This window comes from Pontibacter pudoricolor (assembly GCF_010092985.1).
Taxonomy (GTDB): Bacteria; Bacteroidota; Bacteroidia; order Cytophagales; family Hymenobacteraceae; genus Pontibacter; species Pontibacter pudoricolor.
The window spans coordinates 1223415-1248220 of sequence record NZ_CP048106.1; the positions used below are offsets into that span (position 1 = coordinate 1223415).

The 24806-nt window shown below is 45.6% G+C and carries 18 protein-coding genes; 11 read left to right on the top strand and 7 right to left on the bottom strand.

Translation table 11 applies throughout. The features are described 5' to 3' along the window. The first annotated feature begins 39 nt into the window (after positions 1–39). Positions 40–2832, top strand: a complete 2793-nt coding sequence (locus GSQ66_RS05305; RefSeq protein ID WP_162426508.1) for a TonB-dependent receptor — start codon at positions 40–42, stop codon at positions 2830–2832. 404 nt (positions 2833–3236) lie between these two features. Here the strand turns inward: GSQ66_RS05305 and GSQ66_RS05310 are convergent, their stop codons facing one another. Beyond that, positions 3237–4331 (bottom strand): DUF5694 domain-containing protein, encoded by a 1095-nt coding sequence (locus tag GSQ66_RS05310; protein WP_162426509.1) that lies wholly within the window; start codon positions 4329–4331, stop codon positions 3237–3239. A 570-nt stretch (positions 4332–4901) separates the two neighbouring features. Then, complete coding sequence (locus GSQ66_RS05315) at positions 4902–7322, bottom strand: TonB-dependent receptor (protein ID WP_162426510.1); 2421 nt, start codon at positions 7320–7322, stop codon at positions 4902–4904. Positions 7323–7533: 211 nt separating this feature from the next. Here GSQ66_RS05315 and GSQ66_RS05320 point away from each other — a divergent pair, with 211 nt between their 5' ends. Beyond that, positions 7534–8550 (top strand): sensor histidine kinase, encoded by a 1017-nt coding sequence (locus tag GSQ66_RS05320; protein ID WP_162426511.1) that lies wholly within the window; start codon positions 7534–7536, stop codon positions 8548–8550. 207 nt (positions 8551–8757) lie between these two features. Beyond that, positions 8758–9501, top strand: a complete 744-nt coding sequence (locus tag GSQ66_RS05325; protein ID WP_162426512.1) for a LytR/AlgR family response regulator transcription factor — start codon at positions 8758–8760, stop codon at positions 9499–9501. Between the two features lies 1 nt (position 9502). On the opposite strand, the gene GSQ66_RS05330 is transcribed toward GSQ66_RS05325, so the two are convergent. Together GSQ66_RS05330 and GSQ66_RS05335 are read right to left on the bottom strand one after the other, a co-directional pair. Continuing rightward, positions 9503–10462, bottom strand: coding sequence for a DMT family transporter (locus GSQ66_RS05330; protein WP_162426513.1), 960 nt, complete (start codon positions 10460–10462; stop codon positions 9503–9505). Between the two features lie 58 nt (positions 10463–10520). Next, on the bottom strand, positions 10521–11393 hold the full coding sequence (locus tag GSQ66_RS05335; RefSeq protein WP_162426514.1) for an AraC family transcriptional regulator: 873 nt from the start codon (positions 11391–11393) through the stop codon (positions 10521–10523). A 286-nt stretch (positions 11394–11679) separates the two neighbouring features. Between GSQ66_RS05335 and GSQ66_RS05340 the strand changes: the two genes are divergently transcribed. The 7 genes from GSQ66_RS05340 (at position 11680) to GSQ66_RS05370 (ending at position 19587) form a co-directional block, all read left to right on the top strand. Next, positions 11680–12444, top strand: coding sequence for a hypothetical protein (locus GSQ66_RS05340; protein WP_162426515.1), 765 nt, complete (start codon positions 11680–11682; stop codon positions 12442–12444). 73 nt (positions 12445–12517) lie between these two features. Continuing rightward, entirely contained in the window at positions 12518–13900 is a 1383-nt protein-coding gene (locus GSQ66_RS05345) for a DEAD/DEAH box helicase (protein WP_162426516.1), read from the top strand. Positions 13901–14157: 257 nt separating this feature from the next. Beyond that, on the top strand, positions 14158–15480 hold the full coding sequence (gene rmuC, locus GSQ66_RS05350; RefSeq protein ID WP_162426517.1) for a DNA recombination protein RmuC: 1323 nt from the start codon (positions 14158–14160) through the stop codon (positions 15478–15480). Between the two features lie 195 nt (positions 15481–15675). Further along, positions 15676–16179 (top strand): PEGA domain-containing protein, encoded by a 504-nt coding sequence (locus tag GSQ66_RS05355; RefSeq protein WP_202923405.1) that lies wholly within the window; start codon positions 15676–15678, stop codon positions 16177–16179. A 105-nt stretch (positions 16180–16284) separates the two neighbouring features. Next, complete coding sequence (locus GSQ66_RS05360) at positions 16285–16827, top strand: nuclear transport factor 2 family protein (protein ID WP_162426518.1); 543 nt, start codon at positions 16285–16287, stop codon at positions 16825–16827. Positions 16828–16948: 121 nt separating this feature from the next. Continuing rightward, a complete protein-coding gene (locus GSQ66_RS05365; RefSeq protein WP_162426519.1) occupies positions 16949–17683 on the top strand; it encodes a hypothetical protein in 735 nt (244 codons plus the stop codon). A gap of 77 nt (positions 17684–17760) precedes the next feature. Beyond that, the gene (locus GSQ66_RS05370; protein WP_162426520.1) at positions 17761–19587 is read left to right on the top strand and encodes a M2 family metallopeptidase; all 1827 of its coding nucleotides are present in this window, start codon (positions 17761–17763) and stop codon (positions 19585–19587) included. Between the two features lie 126 nt (positions 19588–19713). Here the strand turns inward: GSQ66_RS05370 and GSQ66_RS05375 are convergent, their stop codons facing one another. From GSQ66_RS05375 to GSQ66_RS05385, 3 genes are all read right to left on the bottom strand, one after another. After that, the gene (locus GSQ66_RS05375) at positions 19714–20958 is read right to left on the bottom strand and encodes a pyridoxal phosphate-dependent aminotransferase (RefSeq protein ID WP_162426521.1); all 1245 of its coding nucleotides are present in this window, start codon (positions 20956–20958) and stop codon (positions 19714–19716) included. Positions 20959–21085: 127 nt separating this feature from the next. Further along, positions 21086–21805: a pirin family protein gene (locus tag GSQ66_RS05380; RefSeq protein WP_162426522.1), complete on the bottom strand. Its 720-nt coding sequence runs from the start codon at positions 21803–21805 to the stop codon at positions 21086–21088. Positions 21806–21995: 190 nt separating this feature from the next. Next, a complete protein-coding gene (locus GSQ66_RS05385) occupies positions 21996–22766 on the bottom strand; it encodes an XRE family transcriptional regulator (RefSeq protein WP_162426523.1) in 771 nt (256 codons plus the stop codon). Between the two features lie 553 nt (positions 22767–23319). On the opposite strand from GSQ66_RS05385, the gene GSQ66_RS05390 reads away from it, so the two are divergent. Continuing rightward, positions 23320–24750: a S8 family serine peptidase gene (locus tag GSQ66_RS05390; RefSeq protein WP_238395825.1), complete on the top strand. Its 1431-nt coding sequence runs from the start codon at positions 23320–23322 to the stop codon at positions 24748–24750. Positions 24751–24806: the final 56 nt, after the last annotated feature.

The window sequence follows — 24806 nt, forward strand, 5'->3', positions numbered from 1 at the left end:
CTGTCTAAACCTCACGATAACCCCACACAAAACTTATAAATGAAAAAGTTTTTACTCACGCTGGTATTTCTTTTTACCATCGTTGGAGCGTTTGCTCAAAGTGCATCTATTACCGGCTCCATTAAGAGCGGACAGGATAAATCGGCGCTGCCTGGCGCCAGCGTGTTGTTAGTAAACAATACAACAACGGCCACAGTAGCCTCTGTAACAGATGTGGAAGGTAATTTCCGCTTCGAGCGCGTGGCTGCCGGCGACTACACTATAAAGGTGAACTACCTAGGTTTTAATCCATTCAGCAGAAATGTAAAAATGGAAGGAAAAGCGCTGAACCTGGGTGCTTTAACCCTGGAGGAAGCCTCTACAGCCATTGGCGAAGTGGAGATTATTGGCCGTGCACCGCTTGGCGAGCAGAAAGGCGATACAGCCCAGTTTAACGCCAAAGCTTTTAAAACCGCCCCGGATGCCAGCGCAGAAGAACTGGTAACCAAGATGCCGGGCGTAACCATACAGGATGGCAAGATCCAGGCGCAGGGCGAAGAAGTAAAACAGGTAATGATTGATGGCAAGCGCTACACCGGCGAAGACGTGAGCTCAGCTGTGCGTAACATCTCAGCCGATATGATCGAGAGTGTGCAGGTTTTTGATGGCCAGAGCGATCGTGCTGCTTTCAGTGGATTTGATGATGGTAACCGCGTAAAAACGCTGAACTTTACTACCAAGAAAGATCGTCGTCAGGGCTACATGGGTAAAATATCGGCTGGTTACGGTACCGACGAACGCTACATGGTTGGCGCGGCTGTAAACTACTATAACGGCCCAAGACGCATCACTATAACAGGCCTTACCAACAACATCAACATGTCCGATTTCTCGGTTGGTGAAACACCGGGTGGCGGCATGCGTGGACGTAGAATCAGATTTGGCGGCGGCGGATCAAACGGCATCAGCAACACCAACATGTTCAGCATCAACTTTAACGATATGCTGGGCAAGAAGATAGAAGTTAGCGGTAACTATAACTACTCAAACGCTGATGTTAACAACAACCAGTACCGTTTCCGCGATTTCATCAACACCGACACTACCTACCTGGAAAACAGCATCGATAACGATATCGACGACAGTCACCGCTTTAACCTGCGCTTCCAGTATAACATCAACGAGAACAATCGTTTGCTGGTAACGCCAAGCATATCTGTTCAGAATACCGATGCCCTCAGCAACATCAGCGCCTATACAGTTGATAACGCTGAAACTGCGTCTGCTGAGAATCTAACCGAGTCTTTGACAAGAAACCAGAGCGAGAACAGCAACATCAACTTCCGTAACAACATTTTGTACTCGCACCGTTTCGGAGATTCTGGCCGTATTCTGACTACCAACTTCAGCACCAACTATAGCAATACCAACGGCGATACGTACCAGCTGGAGGATACAGATAACCTGCAGGACCCAACGGAAAATGTGAACCGTAACCAGTTAATCAAACTCGACAGAGATAACTTGTCGTGGGAAGGAAATGTAGACTATTCGCAGCGCCTGGGCGAAAACTCGCGCCTGCAACTGGAATACAACATCGGCAACCAAACAAACGATTCAGACCGCAGAACATACGACTACGTGGAGGCCGATGGCCGCTATAGTAACAATGCAAACGCACCACTGAGTAACACTTTCCAAAGTGATTACCTGTCGCAGACATTTGGACCGAGCTACCAGTACCGTTCTGAGAAAACAAGATTCCAGGCAAACATTCGTTACCAGATTGCCAGCCTGGAAAGCGATGTAGTATACCCGGAAAGCTATCCTCTGAAGCGTAATTTTAACTCCGTACTTCCATCAGCAGAATACGAGTACAAGATCTCAGAGGCAAGCAACATCAACATCAATTTCAGATCGAACACCAACGCACCATCCGTATCGGACCTGCAGGAAGTACTGGATATTTCAAGACCAACGCAGTTAAGAATCGGTAATCCGGCCCTTGACCAGGATTACCAGAACAGGATCAACATCCGTTACCGTAATTTTAACGCCGAGACCAACAGGGTTTTCTTTGTTGGCATGTTTGGTACCATTACCCAGAACTATGTAGCCAACAGTGTTTATACCAGAGATATTCCGAATGAATATATAGAAGGTTATAACCCACAGCCGGGTGCGCGTTTAAACCGCCCTGTAAACATGGATGGTTACTATAACGTGCGTTCGTTTATGAACTATGGCCAGCCGCTTAACTTTATCAGCTCCAACTTTAACGCATTTGGTATGATAGGTTTTGAGCGCAGACCGGGTATGCTGGACGAAGAAGTAAACTATGCTAACACTACCAATTTAGGTGCAGGCATAAACATCAGCAGTAATATCAGCGAGAAAGTGGATTTCACGATCTCTACTAACTCCAACTATAACATCGTAAAGAACACGCTGCTAACGCAGGATAACAACTACTTTACCCAGACCACTAACCTGCGCTATAACTGGATCTTACTAAAAGGCCTGGTTTACCGCACCGAACTCAACCACGTGTACAACTCCGGTTTATCGCAGGGTGTTGATCCAAGCTATATCCTTTGGAACATGAGCCTTGGTAAAAAGGTGTTCAAGAACCAGCAGGGTGAGATCAGCTTTAGTGTAAACGACGTGCTTGGCCAGAATGTAAGCGTACAGCGTAACGTTGCAACTGACTATATTGAAGATGTGCAGTCTACAGTATTACAGCGCTTCTTTATGGTAACGTTTACCTACAACCTGAAAAAGTTTGCCAGCGGTTCGGCACCTGAAGAAAACAACCGCGGCCAGTGGGGACCGGGAATGCGTGGCCGCAATTAACCTGTATTACAAGAGCTATTACATATATAAAAAAGCCTGCTAAGTAGCAGGCTTTTTTATGTCCTTGCATTTTTTCAGAACCAGTTTATGCTGATCCTTTAGTTGCTGGATAGCTTTAGAATCAGGTTCATCCCCTTCCTACCTATAGATCTGGCGTAGCAGCACATTCCATAAAAGAATCAACCCATTTTAAACTATAGCTAGAGCACTTGCATCTTCATAAACTATAGTTCCTTTGTTTTAAAAACCCTTGCGGCATTTAAAAGCTTTAACACCACATTTAACCTGATTTTTACCTGACGTTACAAACCATTCTCAAACTATAGTTTGATTTATAACCAAACAAAAAGCCCGGCCGGTTTATAGTTGGCAGGGCTTTTATGTACGTTGCTATGATCAATTCGCTATGGCAGGTCGATATAGTTTACCAGTATTACATCAGGCATTTTAGCGAAGATCTCTTCCATGCCTTTGCGGTGCGATGCCCCTACTCCAACTATAACTTTGGTGGCTCCTTTTTCCTTAGCCTGCCGGATGATGTTCTCACAAATTCCCTGGTTGCGTTTTTCCCATAACTGCAGCATTTCCTGTATTTCGGCCTTGGGGTAGCCTGGTTCCTGGAAGAAGCGCGGGCCGCCCATAAAATTTACCACTTCATCCAGTTCGGCATAGAGATCTGAGTTAAGGAAGTTATAGCTGGTGTAATCGATCCCCTTCATGCGCTCGTTAGCAGAAGCTGTATAGCGTTGCCTGGCTTTAACCGCTAAACCTGCCGCAGAAGCAGAATCTGCTTTGGCAGCCTCGTTCATCTTTTTGATTGCTGCCTGTGCCTTTCTGCTGGCTTCGTTCCAGGCTGCTTCATACTTCTGGCAATCGGCAGCATAAATTCTATCGTGGCCCAGTTCATATACCAGCGGGAAAAATATTCTTTGGTACTCGCTGTTCTTCCGGATCAACCCAACTTTACGCAGCGTGTCTACGCCACCAAACAGTTTCCCGAAATAGGCTTGCTCACTTTTCTCAAATTTTTCCTGCATCTGCTGCTCCAGTACATAAAACTGGTATTCTGCATTGCCACGGTCGTGGTTCAGGTAAAGGCTGCGGGCAAGCTCCATTCTTGTTTTGTGGTGGTAGGCAAATTTGCTAAGTGCCTCGTAGGCCTTAGCTGTATTTACCTTCTTGGCTGCTCCTTTAGTGTCGCGCGCCTGCAGGAAATCCATTTTCTTGTTGATCGATTTGGAAGATAAATGTCCTGCTGCTATCGCCACTTTTTGATCTTCAGAAGACAGGTACTCGCCGAAAACCATGTCCGGTTTATAGTTCTTAAGCTTGTCAATAACCGGACGGTAATCAGCATCGGAGCCGCCATTGCCATGAGCCGAGCCAACTATTACGATCTCGATCTGCTGCGCTTGCGAGTTAAAAGCAGCGCAAAGAAATAAGGTTGCAACTATAAAAAGTTTGCTTAGGAAACTGGTGCGGGTAGAAGCAGGTATCATATGTTGTAGAGGTTTGGGTTTGGATTCTGTTTTTTTGATATACCAAAGGTGTCTTTTCCATTTCAGCTTCAGAATAAAATTATACCAGGCCCAGGAATATTATCCGAATCCCAACTATAGAATCTGGTACCGGATATTGATAGTTGATTAACTGACTAACTAAACCAAAGCTCCAACTATAGTTTGTCACGAGCGAGGGCACCTTATCATATTCTCAAAATTCAGTTTGGTTTTTAGAATATGCACAACTGACAGAATTATAAAAATATGCTCTTTGAAGCATAGCCATTTCATTCTAAACAATAACGCCATAAAACTCTTGTCATTCTGTAAAGAAACTTGGCGGATGGGAGGTTAAGCCTATACTACTAGCTACCAAGATCCTTTCAGGATGACAAAAAAAAGAGAATGAAACGGCTCTGTTCTGTGCATTACCAGCGGACTCTGGCCGCGTTTATTTGTACACGAGCTATGATTGAACAACGTGGCGGGACGCCACTGGTAGTTCACACTCGCGGGAAGCAGCGAGAGCACACTTTAATACGCATATCCGATTTGATTACAGTATTATTACAAACGTCCCTCCTCTTCGGCTGTTCCTGTTCTGCGGTTGCGGGCCGCTTTTACTTTAGAGCTTCCGAATTTATAGTTGAAGTTCAGGTTAAGGCGACGGCTTTCCCACTGGTTTTGCCAGTACATATCCACGTTGTTGTATTTCAGTGTGGCTCTGGAATGGCTGCTGTCAAAAATATCACTCAGTTTTAAGCTTATAGTTGCTTTGTCGTTCCAGATTGTTTTCTTCACACCCAGGTCGAACTGGTAGTTGGCCTGCGTGTTGTACAAGCCTTCTATAGATGGCGAACTATAGTACCCTGAAAACTGCACTTTGTAAGCCTTTGGTAAAGTGAAATGCTGCTCCATACTGGCCGACCAGGAAAACTGCTCCTGGTTATAAGCATTACCATTTACCGGAGTCTTCACGCTGCCGTAAGAACCGGATAATTGCAGATCGGAGCTCCACCAGTTGGTAACAGGAAGGCTGCCGCCGCTGCTCAGGCTCAGGTTCGTGGCCTGGCTCAGGTTCTCGGGTCTGCTGATGCTTACTTTTGTCTCGTCGTTCTGCTCTATTACGCTGGTCACAAAGTTGTTCGACTCCAGGTAACTGATGCTCAGCAACTGAAAGTTTTTGTAAGTATAACTGGCCTGCAGCGAGTTGGAGAAAGATGGCTCCAGAAACGGGTTACCTTCCAGGGCAGTGTATGGGTCCGAGAAAAAGGTGAAAGGATTCAGGCTGCTGTAAGAAGGGCGGCTGATGCGGCGGCTGTAAGATGCTGAGAAGCGGTTATCGTCGTTTGCACTATAGCTCACAAAAAAGCTTGGAAAAAACTGCACATAATCCTGGTCCACTACTTTGGCTGTCAGGGAATAGCCGTCTGCTGTTGTATGCTCTGCCCTGATGCCGGCTTTCATGCTCAACTTTTCGCTGAACTGTCTGCTCAGGCTCAGGTAAGCGGCCTGTATTGTTTCATTGTACTCAAAGCTGTTGGTGCGCTTTTCATTTTCTACCCAACCCTGCTCCTGCTGTTCCTCAAACTTAATGTCGCTGTCGTTGCTAACCCAACTGGCCTTTAGCCCTGCTTCTGCCTTGTAGCCTTCTCCGAACGAATGCACATAATCCGTTTTCAGCGATCTGATATTAGCTTCGGCTCCCGTATAGCTGCGGAGTTGATCTGGCGCCTCGGTAGCCTCGCCTGTTGCATCATAAAAGGTATTCGTGAAGGTTTCATCCGCATACCTGCTGAAACGCACATAGTCTGCATCAAAACTCAGCGAACGTCCCGCACTGATGTCAAACTTATAGTTCAGGTTCAGGCTATAGTTGTCCGAACCGGATTTTTTGGGGTTCTGCATATCCAGGCTGCCAAACGCATTTCCTTCGGTGTCATAATTTACAGAGTTACTGGTGGTAAGCGTGTTTTCAGGTGAACTATAGCTTTTTGCCATAATGCCCAACGTATGTTTTTTGCTGATGAAATAATCGGCGCCAGCTGCCAGGTTATAGGTTTTGGTGATCGGGTGCCAGTAATTTCCCTGGTTATACAGGCTGTCGTTGATGTTGCGCTTTAGTGTAAGCAGGTTAAAAGAGTTATAGTGGCCAGTGCTGACGCGGGTGAAAAGGCTCACCTTTCCCGTGTTATAGTTCAGGTTCAGGCCGCCATTCACTTTCTCGTATCTGCCATAGCCCAGACCAACGTTTGCAGTTCCGTTCATCCCCAAGGTTTCGTCTCTTTTAAGCTGTATGTTGATGATACCTGCCGTGCCCGCTGCATCGAAAGAAGCAGGTGGATTTGCGATCAGTTCCACTTTGCTCACCGCCGAGGCTGGCAGTGATTTCAGGTAGCTCTGCAGTTCACTGCCACTCATGTAGGTCACTTTGCCGTTGATCATCACGTTTACGCTGCTGCTGCCTCTGAAAATGATGTTGTCGTCCTTATCCAGTCGTACTCCCGGCGCTTTCTTCAATACTTCCAGGGAGTTATCGCCTGCTGTATTCAGTTGCTCCACATTCAAAACCAGGCGGTCAGCGAGCTGTTCCAGCGCGGGGCGTTGTCCTTTTACCACTACTTCCTGCAGCGCATTGGCTTTCTCCAGCATCGGTATAGCTGGTACCTGTATTGCCTGTTGCTTTACTTCGAAGGCCGCACTGTGCGCCGGGGCAAAACCAACCATCAGCGCTTTAATACTATACTTGCCCGGCATCACATTTCCGAAACTATAGGCTCCTGCTTCGTCGGTCATAGTTGAGCCGGTGGCAGTTGAATCAGGTAGTTGCAGCAATACGATAGTGCTATAAGTCTGTGGTTCCTGCGTGGCTGCGTTCGTTACGTTCCCTTTTATTGTTGCTCCAGATTGCGCGCGGGCTGTTAATACAACAACATTTAATCCGGCAAACAGAAGTGCGAAGCTAAGCAGTGCGGAAAAGTTTTTCATGGTTCGGTGATTTTGCGTTAATGTTGAACCAAAGATGCAGCACGCCCGCCGCCTCATAAATTAAACTATCCCAACACGTCAGAATATTATCTTAACCCTGAAAAGCTGCTAAACTATAGGTTGATATAAAGAAAGCTGTGGTTCGAACTATAAACCGGGGGTTAGGATAATAGAAGTGTAAAATGTTCCTGTTTATGTATAGCTTTAGAACATGAATCCGCAATACAAAAAGATGGGGTGGCACCTGCTGGGCTGGTCGCTGCTGATCGGCTACGCACTGTCGGGGTACTTTATTTACGAATGGGACTATAGAGTGCTCCTGCTCACGCTATCGCAGATCTTCCTGTACATGGTGCAGTTCTATGTGTGCTACCTGCTGCTGTTTCCGTTATGGTTGCGCTACCGCCACTGGTTCGTGCTGGCACCGGGCATCATGGGTGTCATGGTGCTGTACATTTGTTTGCGCTATTTGGTGGAGGAAGTGCTGTTCGATATCTTTTTCGGGTTCAGCAACTATAGCGATGGAACTGCTTTCAGCTACTTCTTATTCGACAACATTTATTGGTCGCTGCCGGGCATCTTTATGGGAGGTGTAGTATGGGCCTTCGAGTCTACGTTGCAGAAGGAACGTGAAAACCGCAGCCTGCGGCAGGAGAAAACACAGGCGGAGCTGGCCTTCCTGAAAACGCAGGTTAACCCGCACTTTTTGTACAACACGCTCAACTATATTTACTCGCTAGCCTACCCGGTGTCCGATAAACTGGGAAATGCGGTGATTAAACTCTCGGACCTGATGCGCTACATGCTGCACGAGAGCCAGGACGGTAAAATTGAGCTACAGAAAGAAATAGATTACCTGCAGAACTATATCGACATCTACCGTCTGCGGTTTGATGAGAAGTTTTTTGTCAATTTTGATATTCAGGGCCATGTAAACGGTCAACGCGTGCCCTCGCTGGTGCTGATTCCGTTTGTTGAGAATGCCCTCAAACACGGGGTGGTGGATGATCCAACCTCGCCAATAAACATCTGTTTAAAAGTGCAGGACCAGCAACTATACTTTGAAGTAAGCAACCGCATCAGCCATCACCAGAAAGACCATACAACCGGCATTGGCTTACCAAACATACGCCGCCGCCTGGACCTGCTCTATCCCAACCAGTATTCCCTGGATATTGAACAGGATGCACACCACTATAAAACGAGGATGAAGCTGCAGCAGATCTGAATCAGGATTGACAGGATTAAAGGATGAGCAGGATGTATGAAGTATAAATTGAAGAAAGCGCCATCACTAAATAACTTCATCAACAATAGAAGTATAAAGTATAATTATCCTGCCAATCCTAAAATCCTGTAAATCCTGATTCAGACAAATAAAACCCTTAACTTCCCAACTCCTAAACTCTCTAACTCCTAAACTCCCAAACTTAATATGATCCGCTGCATAGCTGTTGACGACGAAGCCTACGCTACCAATATCATTGCCGATTACGTAAGCAAGGTGCCTTTCCTGGAACTTGCCGGCAAAACAACCAGCCCGATAGAGGCCATTAACTGGGTGCAGGAAGGCAAAGCGGACCTGGTTTTCCTGGATATACAGATGCCGGAGCTAACAGGCATTCAGTTTCTGAAGATCTGCGGCAACAAATGCAAAGTGATACTGACTACAGCCTACCCTGAGTTTGCCCTGGAAGGTTACGAGCACGATGTAGTCGATTACCTGCTCAAGCCCATCCCCTTCGACCGTTTCCTGAAAGCGGTAACCAAAGCTAAAAGTATCATACAGCAACAGGATCCTGCAGCAATGCCCGTAGCACAGGAGACTATAGTTCAGCCCGGCGCGCCGGCACCGGACTATATGTTTGTGAAAGGCGAGAGCAAAAACAAATTCCTGAAGGTAGCCTACAACGACATTCTTTATGTAGAAGGGCTGAAGAACTATATTTCGATGTATTTGCCGGGCCAGCGTCTGGTAACCTACCAGTCGCTTACCGAACTGAACGGACAGCTGCCCCAGCCGCCTTTCTACCGCGTGCACCGCTCCTATATTATCTCAATTGATAAAGTAAGTATGGTGGATGGCAACACGGTCTATATTGGTGATAAGGCCATTCCGATAGGAGAAACCTACCGCGATAGTTTTCTGAACATGATCCGGGAAAGGAACAACGTATAGTTTACCTGACCGCGCTCAGTACTTTTCTGCGTACCGGGATACTGTAGAGGATCAGACCGCCCATAATCAGGAGCATGCCGATGTTGCCGTAAAGGTTTGGCCATGCAATACCAAGCAACAGCACTTCTCCAGCAACGGTAGCCAGAATCTCTACGGACTGGGTTGCCTCCACGGCGGCCAGTGCGGCACTGTCAGAGCGTACCATATCCGTCGCTTTAAAGAACAACACGCACCCAATAACGCCCGAACAGATCGATATTACACTTGTAGCTAACAGCTGTTGCTCACCTGGCAGGCCGGCTTCGCTGTAACCATAACCCATCAGTAAAACAATTGCAGGCAGACTGCCAATTGCAGTACCCGTAACCCGTTGCATGGCAGATATCTTATGATCGTGCTCCTCAATAAACAACATTAGTTTACGGTTTGACAGTGGCCAGACAATAGCTGCCAGTAAAACCAGTATAATACAGCTTATGAGTTGGGCATCTGTATACGACCCGTTTCGCTGGCTCCATTGCATCAGGGCAATTCCCACCAAAATCAGAAAAGATAACAGGAGCGCCCGTACCGGTATCTTTGCCCGGCCATCTTTATAAAGAAAAGGAGATAACAGAATGCCTGCAACTATAGTGAACTGAAACACACCGGCAATAAGCCAGCCCGGCCCAAATTCTGCAGCCGCTGTAAGCAATGCATATACCACCCCAAACCAGATACTTCCCCAGAACAACCACACGCCCGGTTGCTTTTTGAGGACATGCAGCAAGGGCTTAAGCTGTTGCTTGAAATGGAGAATAACCAGCAGGATGATAAGCATGATGAGGGTCCGCAAAGAAACGGTCCAGGCCCAGTGGCCATTACCTGCCGATATAAAGCTGTTCATGACGTAGGTAGAGCAAAAGAAAAAAGATGCCAACAACCCGATACCAATCGCTTTTATTTTCTGATTTGCCTGCATAACGCTACATTTTATATCCTGCAAAGTTATGGTTTCTACAAACCGGAGTCACGGCACATTAAGCTTCAGCTATGGTACTTTTGGAACCACCCGCCCGAAACTGGAGTGGCGTAGTGCCTGTCAGGCGCCGGAAGAACCGCACAAAATAGGAGTTATCTTCAAACCCCAACTGGTAGGCAATCTCTTTTACAGACAGGCTGCTGAAGTACAACAGGCGCTTACTTTCGAGCAGCAAACGGGCATTCTGCATATCAGCCACAGTAGTGTGCAGGTACTGGCGGCACAGGCTGTTCAGGTGTTTAGGCGTTATGCCGAGGGCTTCGGCGTAAAAAGAGACGGGTTTGTGCTGCTTGTAATGCTCCTCTATCAGGCTGCTGAGCCTGAACAGTCGTTCGCTGTGGCGGGCAGGCGATAATTGCGCGATCTGTACATGGCACTCGCGAAGCAGGTAATTGAGCAGAATAAACAGGTAACGCGATAGGATTGCCTGGCTGGGAACCGGCTGACGTAGTTCTGTTGAAATAAGTGCCGTGACCTGCAGAAATATCTCCTGATGCTCCGGTTTCAGGTCGAGGTACGGATGTTGGTAAACAGCCCCGAAAAGCACCAGCGCTTCGTGGGCCGTAATGCCGGTGGTTTGCAAAAAAGCTTCGGAAAAGAAAACCAGCACGCCCCGCTCCTGCCGCGATTGCCGCTGATGCGCCTGTCCCGGCCCGATCAGAAAAATCCTGCCTTCCACCATTTCATAACGCCGGAAGTCGATCAGGTTGTCGCCACCTTTGGTCTCCTGCACAAGTATCAACTGATAGGCATCGTGGCGATGCGGAACATTGGACAAATCGCTCACAAACTCTTCCAGTGGCATCACAGCAATGTGGCCTTTGGAGAGCAGGTCCTGTGTAGGCAAAGAATCCGGTGTCTGAAATTTCATATAAGCTCGAACGGGAAATGCAAAGTAAACAGAAGTTGGGCATCATTCATCATACGCCGCTTTAACTATAGTTGGCAGATAAAAACACCCTGCATTTTTAGTATACAGCACAACCTTTCACATCAGGGGTTTGGTGGCTTTTAATTTCAAACTATAGCTACCTTAACAGTTAAATTTATACTACGTTTATGAATAAAAACTAAAAATAAGACACTTAACTATACTATAAAGAAACTATGGCTATAGTTCAGATTTAAGTTTGTTTCGAAGCACAACTTTTAATCCCATGGAAACAACCTATTTCCCATTCGCTCAGGCTGGATTTATAGTTCTAACAGCTTTGTGTGTGCTGCTCTTGCTTTGGGGCAGCCACAAAACTTTTACAAGCCTGGGTTTTACAGCTAGCCGGGTTAACAAAAAAACTGCTATAGTTGGAGCTGTACTTATAGGCTGGTTAGCGATAGTCAGCATGCTTGCACTGGCAGGTATTACACGCGATTTTTCAGGAACTCCGCCTAAATTCTTTATCATCATCCTGATTCCTTTGGTAGCGATCCTTGTCCTCACTTTTCATCCTAAGTTCAGAGAATTTATCAAGCATGTACCTTTTTCGTGGCTAATGTATATCCAGGTTTTCAGGATACCGGTAGAGATCTTTTTATGGTGGCAATTTCTGGATGGGCTTACACCGGTACAAATGACCTTCGAAGGCCGTAACCTGGATGTTTTAACAGGGATAACAGCTCCAATCTTTGCCTGGATTTGCTATGGGCAAGGGCGCAAACTGCATAAGTTAGCCTTAGCCTGGAACATAGCCGGCTTGGTACTTTTACTTAATATTGTAATAACAGCGATACTGTCGGCTCCTGTACCGTTCCGGGTGTTTATGAACGAGCCAGCCAATACCCTTATAGCTGAATTTCCTATAGTTTTTTTGCCGGCATTCCTGGTTCCATTAGCATATTCCATGCACTTTTTCTTCTTCCGTAAGCTTTACCTGCAGCAACTCAGGGGTTCAAATAATGTAACTATGTCGGCGACAACCCTATAGTTCTGGCTAACATTAACAGCCTGAATAGTTAAAACAACTATAGGTTCGTAACTTTGCAGCTTATTCGTAACTTATGGCTACCACATTTCAGGACCTCAAGCTCCTCCCCGTTCTTTTAACTAATCTGCAGGAACTTAACTATACATCGCCAACGCCTGTGCAGGCAGCAGCTATTCCGTTGCTTTTAAATGGCCAGGATGTGGCAGCACAGGCCGAAACCGGAAGTGGAAAAACGGCAGCCTTTGGTTTACCCCTAATTCAGCAGGTAAACCCGGAGCAACAACAGATACAAGCCCTGATACTGGTACCAACACGCGAGCTTGCCCTGCAGGTACGCCAGGAGTTAAAGCAATACGCTAAAAATATCCCCAATTTAAAGATCAGTGCTTTTTACGGCGGACATTCTTTTTCGCAGGAACGCGCTTCACTGGCGCATCCGCCACAAATTGCAGTAGCTACTCCGGGCCGTTTAACAGACCATTTATTCCGGAAAACACTGGACCTGAGCACAGTAAAACAACTGGTGCTGGACGAAGCCGACAAACTCCTCGAAATGGGTTTTGAAGAAGAGATAGACCAGATAATGGAAGCAATTCCGGCAAAACGACAGGCCATACTATTTTCGGCAACTATGCCACAGGATGTTCAGGACCTGATTAAAGAGTCGCTTAAAAACCCGCAGTTTATAAAAGCTTCAGCTAATGCCATTCCGGACCAGCTGAAACTGATCGGTGTAAAAGTAGAGCAACCGCAGAAACAGGATGTTGTCGTAAACCTTTTGAAAACTATAGTTGCAGGTGGTACGGTAGTATTCTGCAACACCCGCGCCGCTGCCGATGAGCTGGCCCATGCCCTTAAGGCGGAGGGCATAGCAGCACGACCGCTACATGGCGGCATGGAGCAGCCCGACCGCGATAAAATGATGACGCTTTTCCGCAATGGCACCACGCAGGTTTTGGTAGCTACCGACCTTGCTGCCCGCGGACTCGACATTGCTTTGCTGGAAACTATAGTTCACTACGAGCTTCCGGATGACCTGGCCGCTTACCAGCATCGAAGTGGCAGAACCGGGCGCGCCGGTAAAAAAGGAACTGTTTATACGTTGGCCACCCCGCGCGACGAACGCAAACTCCGCGACTGGGACATGGTACGGATGGATAACTGGTTGAAGGCTGACGAACTTCTGAAAAAAGCAAGCACTCCTGCTACAGTACAAACTTCAGCTTTCGCAACTATAACTATAAATGCCGGCCGAAAAGACAAGATCAGCCCGCGCGATATAGTTGGCGCCATTATAGCCGAAACCGGTTTAACTTATGCGGAGATCGGGAAAATAGAGGTGCAGGACCGCAGCAGCTTTGTGGCCGTACCCAGCTCCGAAGCTCAAACTATAGCCGAAAAACTGAACAACGGTAAAATTAAAGGACGCAAATTCCGGGTGCATCTGGTAAAGTAAACTATAGAACTTGTATAGAGTTTATGGTTTCTGAATAAAAAAACGAGCCATTGTTGGTGTTTTCACCAACAATACAATTGGCAGGCTCTTTATGCTTGCTGATGAAAGCACGCAGCAAGGTCGTAGACTAAACCAAGATCAAACACTAAACAGCTTCATAGTATAGTTGCCTATATATCAATTTATTAGCCAAATTTAGCTAATTTCCTTAGCAAAACTATAGCGCCGAATACTAAAAAAGTTTACCTTTACCTGTTATGGAGATAGTAGTAGGTATAGCCGCATTTTTAGGAGGACTTATAGTTGCCTACCTGGTGCTGAAAGGCAGGGTTGGTGCTTTGCAGCAAACTATAAACCAGTCGGCTGTGGCACAGGGAGTGCTCGAAGGACAGGCAAAGATCAAGGCGGAAGAAGCGGAGCAGCTGAAAGCACAGCTACGCGAAACGCAAACCGAAATACTGGACCTGACCAACGCCCTCACCAAAGCCGAAACCGACTACGATTACCTGGAAAAACGCCTGCAGGAGCAGAACAAAGAGCTGGAACAACTGCGCGAAAAATTCCTGCAGCAATTCCAGAGCATCTCCAACCAGGTGCTCATGAACAACGCCGAGCATTTCAAAAAAGCCTCTGCCGAAAACCTGGAACAGATCCTGTCGCCGCTGAAAGAGCGCATCAAAGAGTTTGAAGCAAAGGTGGATGCGACCTACGAAAAATCGCTCAAAGAAAGCATCTCCTTAAAAGAACAGATCACGCAGCTGGCGTCGCTGAATCAGCAGATGAGCCAGGATGCGCTGAACCTGACCAAAGCCCTGAAAGGAGAAAGCAAAACGCAGGGTAACTGGGGCGAATATCTGCTCGAAAGCTTACTGGAGAAATCCGGTTTGCGTAAAGGCGTGCACTACGAGCGCGAAGAGGTACGCCAGAACGACGAAAGCAAAGTCTACCGCCCGGACGTTATCATTCGCCTGCCCGACAATAAACACCTGGTCATCGACTCCAAACTATCGCTGGTAGCTTACGAAGCTTATTGCAGCTGCGAAGACGACACGCAACTGGAAGTGTACCTGCGAAGTCACATCAGTTCTATCCGCACACACTTCCGTGATCTGAGCGGAAAGAATTACCACCGCTTGAGTGGCATTAACTCCCCGGACTTTGTGATGATGTACATCCCGATAGAGCCGGCATTTAACCTGGCGCTGCAGCACGACCACGACCTGTTTACTGATGCCTTTGACAAGAATATTGTGCTGGTAACTACCTCTACCCTACTGGCAACGCTGCGCACAGTAGCCGGTGTTTGGCGCCAGGAAGACCAGAAGCGCAACGTGATCAGAATTGCAGAAGAAAGCGGCCGACTGTATGATAAATTTGTCGGTTTTGTAGAAGACCTCCGATTGATAGGAAAACACATGGAAAGCAGCCAGAGCGCTTACAATGCAGCCATGAACAAACTAACCGAAGGCAAAGGCAACCTGATCCGTAAGGTGGAGCAGTTAAAAGAACTGGGGGCTAAAACCAGCAAAACTATCGACGAGGGATTATTACTGGAAGCGCAGGTAACGGAAGAAACATAAGAATTATAACATAGGATCTACAAACATGTTTTTATGGGTAAAAGCAAAAAAATTTTATTAATTGTTCCTACAATGAAATTTTCATAATATTGTGTATTGGCTATATTATTCTTTTTAGTTAATTACTTCGGATAAATATGCCTTGTGATGAGTGATAGATAATTGCGACAATGAAAACAACTTAACCAACTTTATATGATCAAAAATTTTACCCGCGTAGCATTAATTGCTTTAACCCTAACATCAATGGGATGTGCCACTATAATAAATGGCTCAAAACAAACCGTAGACTTTACAAGCCAGCCAACCGGTGCGAAAGTAACCATCAACGGTAAAGAATATGGAACTACGCCAACGTCCGTATCACTTAAAAGAAACGCCACCATGCCTGGTGTACCAATCAGTCAGAAACATTACGATGTTAAAATCGAAATGGAAGGTTACTTTCCTTATGAAATTAAAGTAAAGCGTGAGTTTAACGGCTGGTTCCTTGGCAATCTGCTAATCGGTGGAATAGTAGGTATTATTATAGATGCTGCAACCGGCAGCATGTACAAACTGACTCCTGACCAGGTTATTGCGCAGTTAGGGCGCCAGACAGCAAGCACAACCAAACAAAAAACGGATGATATTTTTATAGCTATAACTTTAAATGTAGATCCGAGTTGGGAAAAGATAGGTCAGCTGGAAAAAAAATAAATGGCAATAAAGAAAAAAGCATCTGAAAGTTCGGGTGCTTTTTTCTTTTGTAAGTTTCTGTAAATAAGGTTAAAATAGTAAATTAATGATAGCTAATATAACACTATGAAAAAACTATTTCCTGCCCTGTTCCTACTACTTGGTATAACTTTAGCCTGTGAGCAAAAAACAACAGCTACCGATGAATCAGCTGAAACTATAGTTACCTCAGGAACAGCTCCTGCAGACACTATAGAGCCCGAAGCAGTAAAAGTAATGCAGGCCATGTTTGATGCTTTTAACCGCCACGACCTGGATGCCATGCAGGCCCTTTACGCTGACAGCGCCGTATTTATGTCGCCGGAGATGCCAGAACCAGTCATTGGAGCGCATCATGTAAAAGCCATTTACGGGCCGCTATTTGAGATGGCACCAAACGTGAAAGACGAGGTGTTGCATTACATCCATAACGGCGATGAAATAGCTGTGGAGTTTGTTTCAACCGGGACAGTAGAAAACATCAGCCCCGATGACCCGACCGGCATGAAAGGTAAAACCTTTGAGCTTAAAATATTCGCCCGCCTGAAAATTAAAGACGGCAAGATCATAGAAGATATCTCTTACTTCGATCAGCTTGCTTTTTTACAGCAGGTTGGCCTGGCAGAATAGAATAAAAGCGCAGCTATACAGGCTGCGCTTTTATTTTCCCGTTACAGCAATAACAGCAGGCAGCCCCGTTCTAAATACCATATAAACTGATAATTTAGTACGCTAACTACGATCTTGCTTTATGAAAAAGATCCTTCTCAGCTGCATAACGGCAACGATACTCATCTCCTGCTCTACCCGGAAACCTGATGCTGCAGAAATCACTACAAGTATTGAACGAGCCAACACTATAGTTGCTGAAACTATACCTGTAAAAGGAATCGAAGAAAAAGAAGATCCGCTGGTGCACGAACACTGCTATTGTGAAACTATACCTGAAGAGTTAGTCCCGTTTATCTTAAAAGATTACCAGGTGAGGGAGTATGTGGAAGGCGACTTAAACAGGGACGGTATTAAGGATTATCTGCTATTGTTAAGCCTGCCATACTCCGGGGAAATTGATTCAGAAAATAATGCGTTAAGACCCTTGCTGATTTTAATACGAGACAAGCAAAACAAGCTAACGCTAGCTGCCAGAAACGACCATGTGGTGGACAGTTGCCAGGATTGCGGAGGACAGTTTGGTGATTTTCTTGACGAAATTGTAATAGAAAGCAGTGGCAGCTTTTCGATATACCATTTAGGCGGTATGGCATGGCGATCGAAAAAAGAAATATTCTTTGAGTACACCCCTGAAGAAAACAATTGGCTGCTGAAACAAGAATCAGATTACTATTATAACGCTGGCATGTCTGAGGGCGATACGCTATTTGACGGGCAGGTTTATATGCCTGAAGAAAATACGAAAACGCCCAGGGACTTTGGCAAGCTGTTTTTCGGAGACTATAACCGTGCGCTAGCCGCGGATATGAAATAGCCTTAATTCAGAATTTTGTTCTATTGCTTCTACGCAACTAACGTAGTACCTTAGTAAGATAACCACGAACTAAACTGATGAAAAAAATTATTCTCACCGGCTTGACGGCAGCTATACTATTTTCCTGTTCCAGCCAGAAATCAGAAACAGCAGAAAACACCTCTACCACCGAGGCAACCTCTGTTCAACAACAGGCACAGGCTTTCCTGGATGATTACACAAAAACCTTTCAAGGCCTGTATACTAAATCGGCAGAGGCAGAATGGGCATCTAATACAAAGATTGTGGAAGGCGACTCTACCAATGCCGTAGCCACGCGCCGGGCAAACGAGGCATTGGCCGCTTTTACCGGTAGCGTAGAGAACATTGAGCAGGCCCGTAAGTACCTGGAGCAGAAAGACCAGCTCACCCCGATACAGGTAAAGCAATTTGAAGCCATACTATATGCCGGCGCCAACAACCCGCAAACAGTACCGGATGTGGTAAAAGCGCGAATTAAAGCAGAAACCGAACAGACGGAGAAACTATACGGTTTCGATTACCGCCTTTCAGGTAAATCAGTTACCACCAACGACATCGACAATATACTGAAAACGGAGAACGATGTAAAGAAACGCCTGGCGGCCTGGAATGCAAGTAAGGAAGTAGGTCCCGGTCTTAAGCCCGGATTGCTGAAGCTGCGCGACCTGCGCAACAAAACGGTACAAAGCCTGGGCTACGACGATTACTTTACCTACCAGGCTTCGGACTATGGCATGACACGTGAGGAGATGATGGACATGATGGCGCAGATAAACAAAGACCTGTTGCCACTGTACCGTGAACTACACACCTATGCCCGCTACGAGCTGGCAAAAGAATATGGTGTAAAACAAGTGCCTGATTACCTGCCGGCACACTGGTTGCCAAACCGCTGGGGCCAGGACTGGAGCCCAATGGTAGAAGTAAAAGGAATTGACCTGGATGGTGCCCTGAAATCAAAAGGTGACAAATGGATGGTAGAGCAGGCTGAGCGTTTCTATGTGAGCCTGGGCTTTGATAAACTACCGGAATCTTTCTACACCAAATCTAGCCTGTACCCTTTGCCACCAAATGCAGGTTATAAAAAGAACAACCACGCATCGGCATGGCATATGGATCTGGATAAAGATGTACGTTGCCTGATGAGCGTGGAGCCAAATGCAGAATGGTATGAAACGACGCACCACGAACTGGGCCACATTTACTACTACATCAGCTACACTAACCCCGATGTACCGGTGCTGCTCCGCAGTGGTGCCAACCGTGCTTACCACGAAGCGATCGGCAGCTTAATGGGACTGGCCGCGATGCAGAAGCCTTTCCTGGCAGAGTTACAGCTGATAGATAAGAATACACAGACCGACGAAGTACAGACCCTGCTGAAAGAAGCACTGAGCTATGTAACTTTTATTCCGTTTGCAGCTGGAGTGATGAGCGAGTGGGAACACGATTTCTATGCTAAAAACCTGCCTGCCGACCAGCTGAACAAGCGCTGGTGGGAACTGGCTAAAAAATACCAGGGCATGGTGCCGCCAACTGAGCGCGGTGAGAATTACCTCGATCCTGCTACTAAAACGCATATCAACGATGATGCCGCGCAGTACTATGACTATGCACTTTCTTACGTTATCCTGTTCCAGCTGCACGATCATATTGCCAAAAATATACTGAAGCAGGACCCGCATGCCACCAACTACTATGGCAACAAAGAGGTAGGCAAGTTCCTGTACGATATCATGTACCCGGGCGCTTCAGTTGACTGGAGACAGATGCTGAAGGATAAAACCGGCGAAGAGTTAAGTGCCAAGGCGATGGTAGCTTATTTTCAGCCGCTCATAGAATACCTGAAGCAGCAGAACAAAGGCCGCAAGTATACTATCTAAAAATAATTATGAATGCTGAATTATAAATGATGAGTTTATAGTCCGGTAACTATAGAAAAGCCCCGGCAGAATATTCTGCCGGGGCTTTTTGTTGATTGTAAGTTTAAAAAGCAAACTATAGTTTAACTAAAGTGCCATTTCCAGTGGTCTTTGCTGCTTACTTCCCTGCTGATACGTGCTCAGAAACAGGGCCAGTTTATCCATCGTCTGGCTCAACTCCTCTGCTCCCGGTAAATATACTACCCTGAAGTGATCCGGTTTTTGCCAGTTAAAGCCGCTGCCATGCACCAATAACACCTGCTGTGCCTCCAGAAAGTCAAGCACGAACTGCATATCGCTCTGGATGTTGAATTTCTTTACATCGATCTTCGGGAAAAGATAGAAGGCACCTTTTGGCTTAACGCAGGAAATTCCTGGTATAGCTGATAATTTCTCGTAGCAGATAGCACGTTGCTGGCCTAACCTGCCCGTCGGCAATACCATGCTGTCAACCGTGGTAGGTCCTTCCAGGGCAACCTGAAGTGCAAACTGTGCCGGCACGTTGCTGCACACGCGCAGGCTCGCCAAAAGGTTCAGCCCCTCGAGGTAACTGGTAGCTTTATGCTTGGCGCCGCTCACCATTATCCAGCCTGCTCTGTAGCCTGCTGCCAGGTAGTTTTTAGAAAGGCCGCTAAGCGTTACAAATACTACCTTATCAGAAAGTGTTGCTGTAGAAGTGAACTCTGTACCATCATACAGGATCTTATCGTAGATCTCGTCCGAGAAAATAACCAGGTTATGCTCTTCGGCCACCTGTACCAGTTGCTGCAGTAACTCTTTAGAATAAACAGCACCGGTAGGGTTATTTGGGTTGATGATGACGATGGCCTTGGTGCGGCTGTTGATCTTGCTTTTGATGTCAGCTACATCCGGGAACCACTCCGATTCTTCGTCGCAGAGGTAATGCACTGCCTTGCCACCAGCAAAACGCACGGAAGCTGTCCACAGCGGATAATCCGGCGAAGGCACCAGCACTTCGTCTCCGTCATTCAGGAGCGTCTGCACCGACTGCATAATAAGCTCGCTCAGGCCATTGCCCAGGAAAATATCATCTACATGAATGTTAGCAATGCCTTTCTTCTCGTAGTAGCGTTTTACGGCTTCGCGGGAGCTTAATAATCCTTTATGATCGGAATAGCCCTGTGCAAGGTGCATGTTATCAATAATGTACTGTACCATGGCCGGCGGTGCGTCAAACCCAAAAGGTGCCGGATTACCGATGTTCAGTTTTGTAATGTAGTGTCCCTGCTGTTCCAGTTCCTTCGCTTTTTCGTATACCGGCCCACGCAAGTCGTAAGAGACATTATTCAGACGATCGCTTTTAAGTATCATTTTGTTGTAAATTTTAAGCTAAGATACCAAACGTCACCTTCCTTTGCTAAAATAAAAGTGGCTGTACAATTAAATTGTACAGCCACTCAGTTAATTATAGCAGATATTATAATTAAAGTTGATTTTGTTAATAATTGGCTTCCACTGCCGGAACATCTACAAGTATGAACGATGCTTTTGAAGTGGCATGAAAAGTGATCACTTCCTGTTCTTCCAGCCTGACCTGGTCGTTTTTATCTAACTCAATACCGTTCACAATAATACTACCTTCCAGCACATAGATCAGGCTTTTCCGGATCTTAAAGGTTTGAAAATTCAGATCTTTGCCCTGACCGAAGTTACCATAAAAGATCGTGGAATTAGAATTAATGAAAACCACATCCTCCATAACTTTCTGGCCGGTTACTAAAGGAACAAGTTCATCCTTTGTATCCAGGAAATCAATCTTCATGTGTTCGTAAGAAGGCGCAATACCCCGTTTATTCGGCAGAAACCATAGTTGCAACAAATGCACATCCGCCTTTGATTTATTAGCTTCAGAATGTGTGATTCCTGTCCCGGATGTCATTCGCTGCACTTCACCGGCATGTATAATCAGGTCGTTACCCAAACTGTCAGTGTGTGTAATTTCCCCATCCAGCACTATAGTTACTATTTCCATTTCAGAATGTGGATGCGTCGGGAAACCAGAATCAGGACTAACATAGTCTTCATTAAAAACCCGTAGCGGACCAAACTGCACATTAGCGGGGTCATAGTAATCTGCGAATGAGAAAAGGTAATTTGAGCGGAGCCAGTCTCCTGTTAATGCTTCGTGCCGCTCTGCAGCGCTTATCTGTTTTATCATCGTGCTTTTAAAAGTATAGGTTTGGCATACAACACACTGTATTATAAGTATACTTACTGTTAGCCTTTACGCATATTTACAGTTACTTGTTAATAATGAGCCTACCTACAGATATTGAAGCACCTGAGCATAAAAAATCCTGCGCAGTTGCCCGCACAGGATTTCTATAGTTTAGTTACCTTAAAATTGGTTAGTCTACCTTCTTTAGTTTCTGCATTTCTTTCTGCAGATCAAGCACGATGGAAGAAAGTTTATCGAGTGACAGATCAGCGATCGGGAATGTAGAGCTAATGTAAGATTTAGCCTCCCATATCTCCAGTATGTCTTCTACATGCAGTTCGTAAGGTGAATAAACAGGATTGTCGGAGTGCAGGCGTAATACAGCCGTATCCTGAAGTTTGTTATAGATACGTTTGAAAACAACACCTTCTTTCTGGCTAACAATGATACAAGGCGTACCATCTTTTATAGTTTTCCAATCCTCAACAAAGCGACCAACTATAACTGTACCAGATGTAATTGGCAGCATAGAATCACCGCTTATCTCAAATGCACGGAACGTACCGCTATTGCCAAGCATAGGAAGCCTGAAACGAGGAAGCTCTTCAATAAATTCAGGATCGGCGTAGCCATTCAGGTATCCGGCACTAGCCTTTAGCGGCACCAGCTCTATATTTTCTTTATCATTGCCATCAACAGTAATGGCAAGCACACGCAGTTTAGCTTCCCCGGATTTTTGAACACCGCTTTTACCTGCATTATTCGACAGGTCGAGTGTTATCAACTCATCAAGTGAAATTGAAAACAGGTGAGCAATATTTACAAGTGTGCTTAATTTTGGTTCTGCCCTTCCTTCTTCATAAGCACCCACTAATGAACGCTTAATATCAAGCTTTTCAGCAAGCTGGGCCTGTGTATAACCCGCCTTCTTACGAAGAAATCTTAAGTTTGATGTTACCATATCTCAAATATGCCAATGTTGTTAGCTTAAAATCTGCCCAGTTTAGATATCAGAACAAATCACAAGTAAAAATAAGTAAATTTATTTGGTATTGCTAACATGTTTAGCAATTATTTATTAAGTACTTTTTTAAGTGTGACTATTTAAACAATTTTTGGCCTGTTATAAAGAAGTTTTACTCTTTACTTATAGTTATTAAAATAGTTATACATATTCTTTATAACATCTGTAACCAAATTTTGATTTAAGTACAATTTACCTCTATCTTTAAAAACTGATAGACAACAACACAACCTTCTGTTTATCAAATCATAACAATTATAATACTTTATACACTGACTTATTTAACCAATATATAAATATTAAACTATCACTATAAATGAATATTAATTAAGTGTCACATTAAAACTTAAAAGACGATAAAGTACTAACATCGGATAGATAACAACTATAAAAATTCTTCTGTTTTTGAACTATAAAAAGAAGAAGCCAGTTACGTATCCAACATAAAAAAGTTACAATATAGATTTCAACTTTTAGCCAAATTTTCAAGATGAATCAAACGTTTAAGAAAGCCTTATCTATGGCGATTCTGATGTCGGCTGTTGCTCTAACAAGCTGCCAGAAAGACGAACTGATGGAAGAACAGTTCGTACAAAACAGTTCAACGTTTAGCGCTGTACATGGCCAGCCAATTGAGGGCCAGTATATTGTGGTTATGAAGACTGCCGGTAACGGGCTAAGTACTACACGCTCAAATGATTTATCTACAAGCGAACGCCAGACATTCAGAACTACACGTCAGCGCATACTGGACAACCTTAGGATTGAGGCTTCAGCTGTTAAAGAAAGGTTTGATGGTACTGTAAATGGGTTTGCGGCTCAATTAACGGATGAGCAGTTAGCACAGGTTAAAAGCAACCCTGAAGTAGCATATGTTGAACAGGATAGAGTTATTTCGCTTGGTAAGCCAGCCTGGATAACAGCTGCCAAAGCAAAGAAACCAACAGATATAACAGGTAGTAATAAAGGTGGAAAGAAGAAAATCACTACTCCCGAACCTACTCCTACTGAGCCTGCACCTACTGAACCTGCCCCTACCGAGCCTGCTCCCACTGAACCGGCACCAACAGAGCCGGCCCCAACTCCTGCTCCCGAGCCAACTCCGGAAGTTACCGAACCCGCTCCTAGCACCGGCACTTACAAAACTATAGTTCCTGCTGCAGGCGAACTTGTTCCATGGAATATTGCGCGTGTAGGTTATGGCGATGGCACTGGCAAAACTGCCTGGGTTATTGACTCTGGTATTGATACAGATCACCCTGATCTTAAGATAGACCTAAGCAGAAGTGCATCATTTATTTATGGTAATGCTTCAGTTGAGGACGGATATGGACACGGAACTATAGTTGCCGGCATTATTGCTGCACAAAACAATGGTTCCGGTATGATCGGTGTTGCTTCCGGCGCTACTGTAGTTGCGTTACGCGTATTCGACGATGCCGGTCAGGGAACTATGTCTCGCGCAATCTCTGCTGTAAACCATGTGATAAATGTTGCTTCTCCGGGTGATGTAGTGAATATGAGCCTTGGCGGCGGAATTTCTTCAACGCTTGACAATGCAGTTAAGACTGCTGCTGCAAAAGGAATCATGTTTGCTATCGCGGCCGGTAACAGCGCTGTAGATTGCATCAGCAACTCACCAGCCCGGGTAGATGCAGTTAACGTGTACACCGTTTCAGCGATGGACCGCTACGACCGCTTCGGTTCGTTCTCTAACTATGGTGCTCCAATAGATTTCACAGCTCCAGGTGTGAGTGTTACCAGTACTGCTAACAATGGCGGAATGACATTTACGGCTTCAGGTACTTCGTTCTCAGCGCCACACGTAGCAGGTATTCTCTTACTGCAAGGCAAAGTAAACACAAACGGTATTGTAGCCGGAGACAAAGATTCAACTCCGGATGCAATTGCAGTTTTATAAGTCTGTATAAATAAGGTTAAACAAGAAAGCCGGCTCGTTTGAGCCGGCTTTCTTGT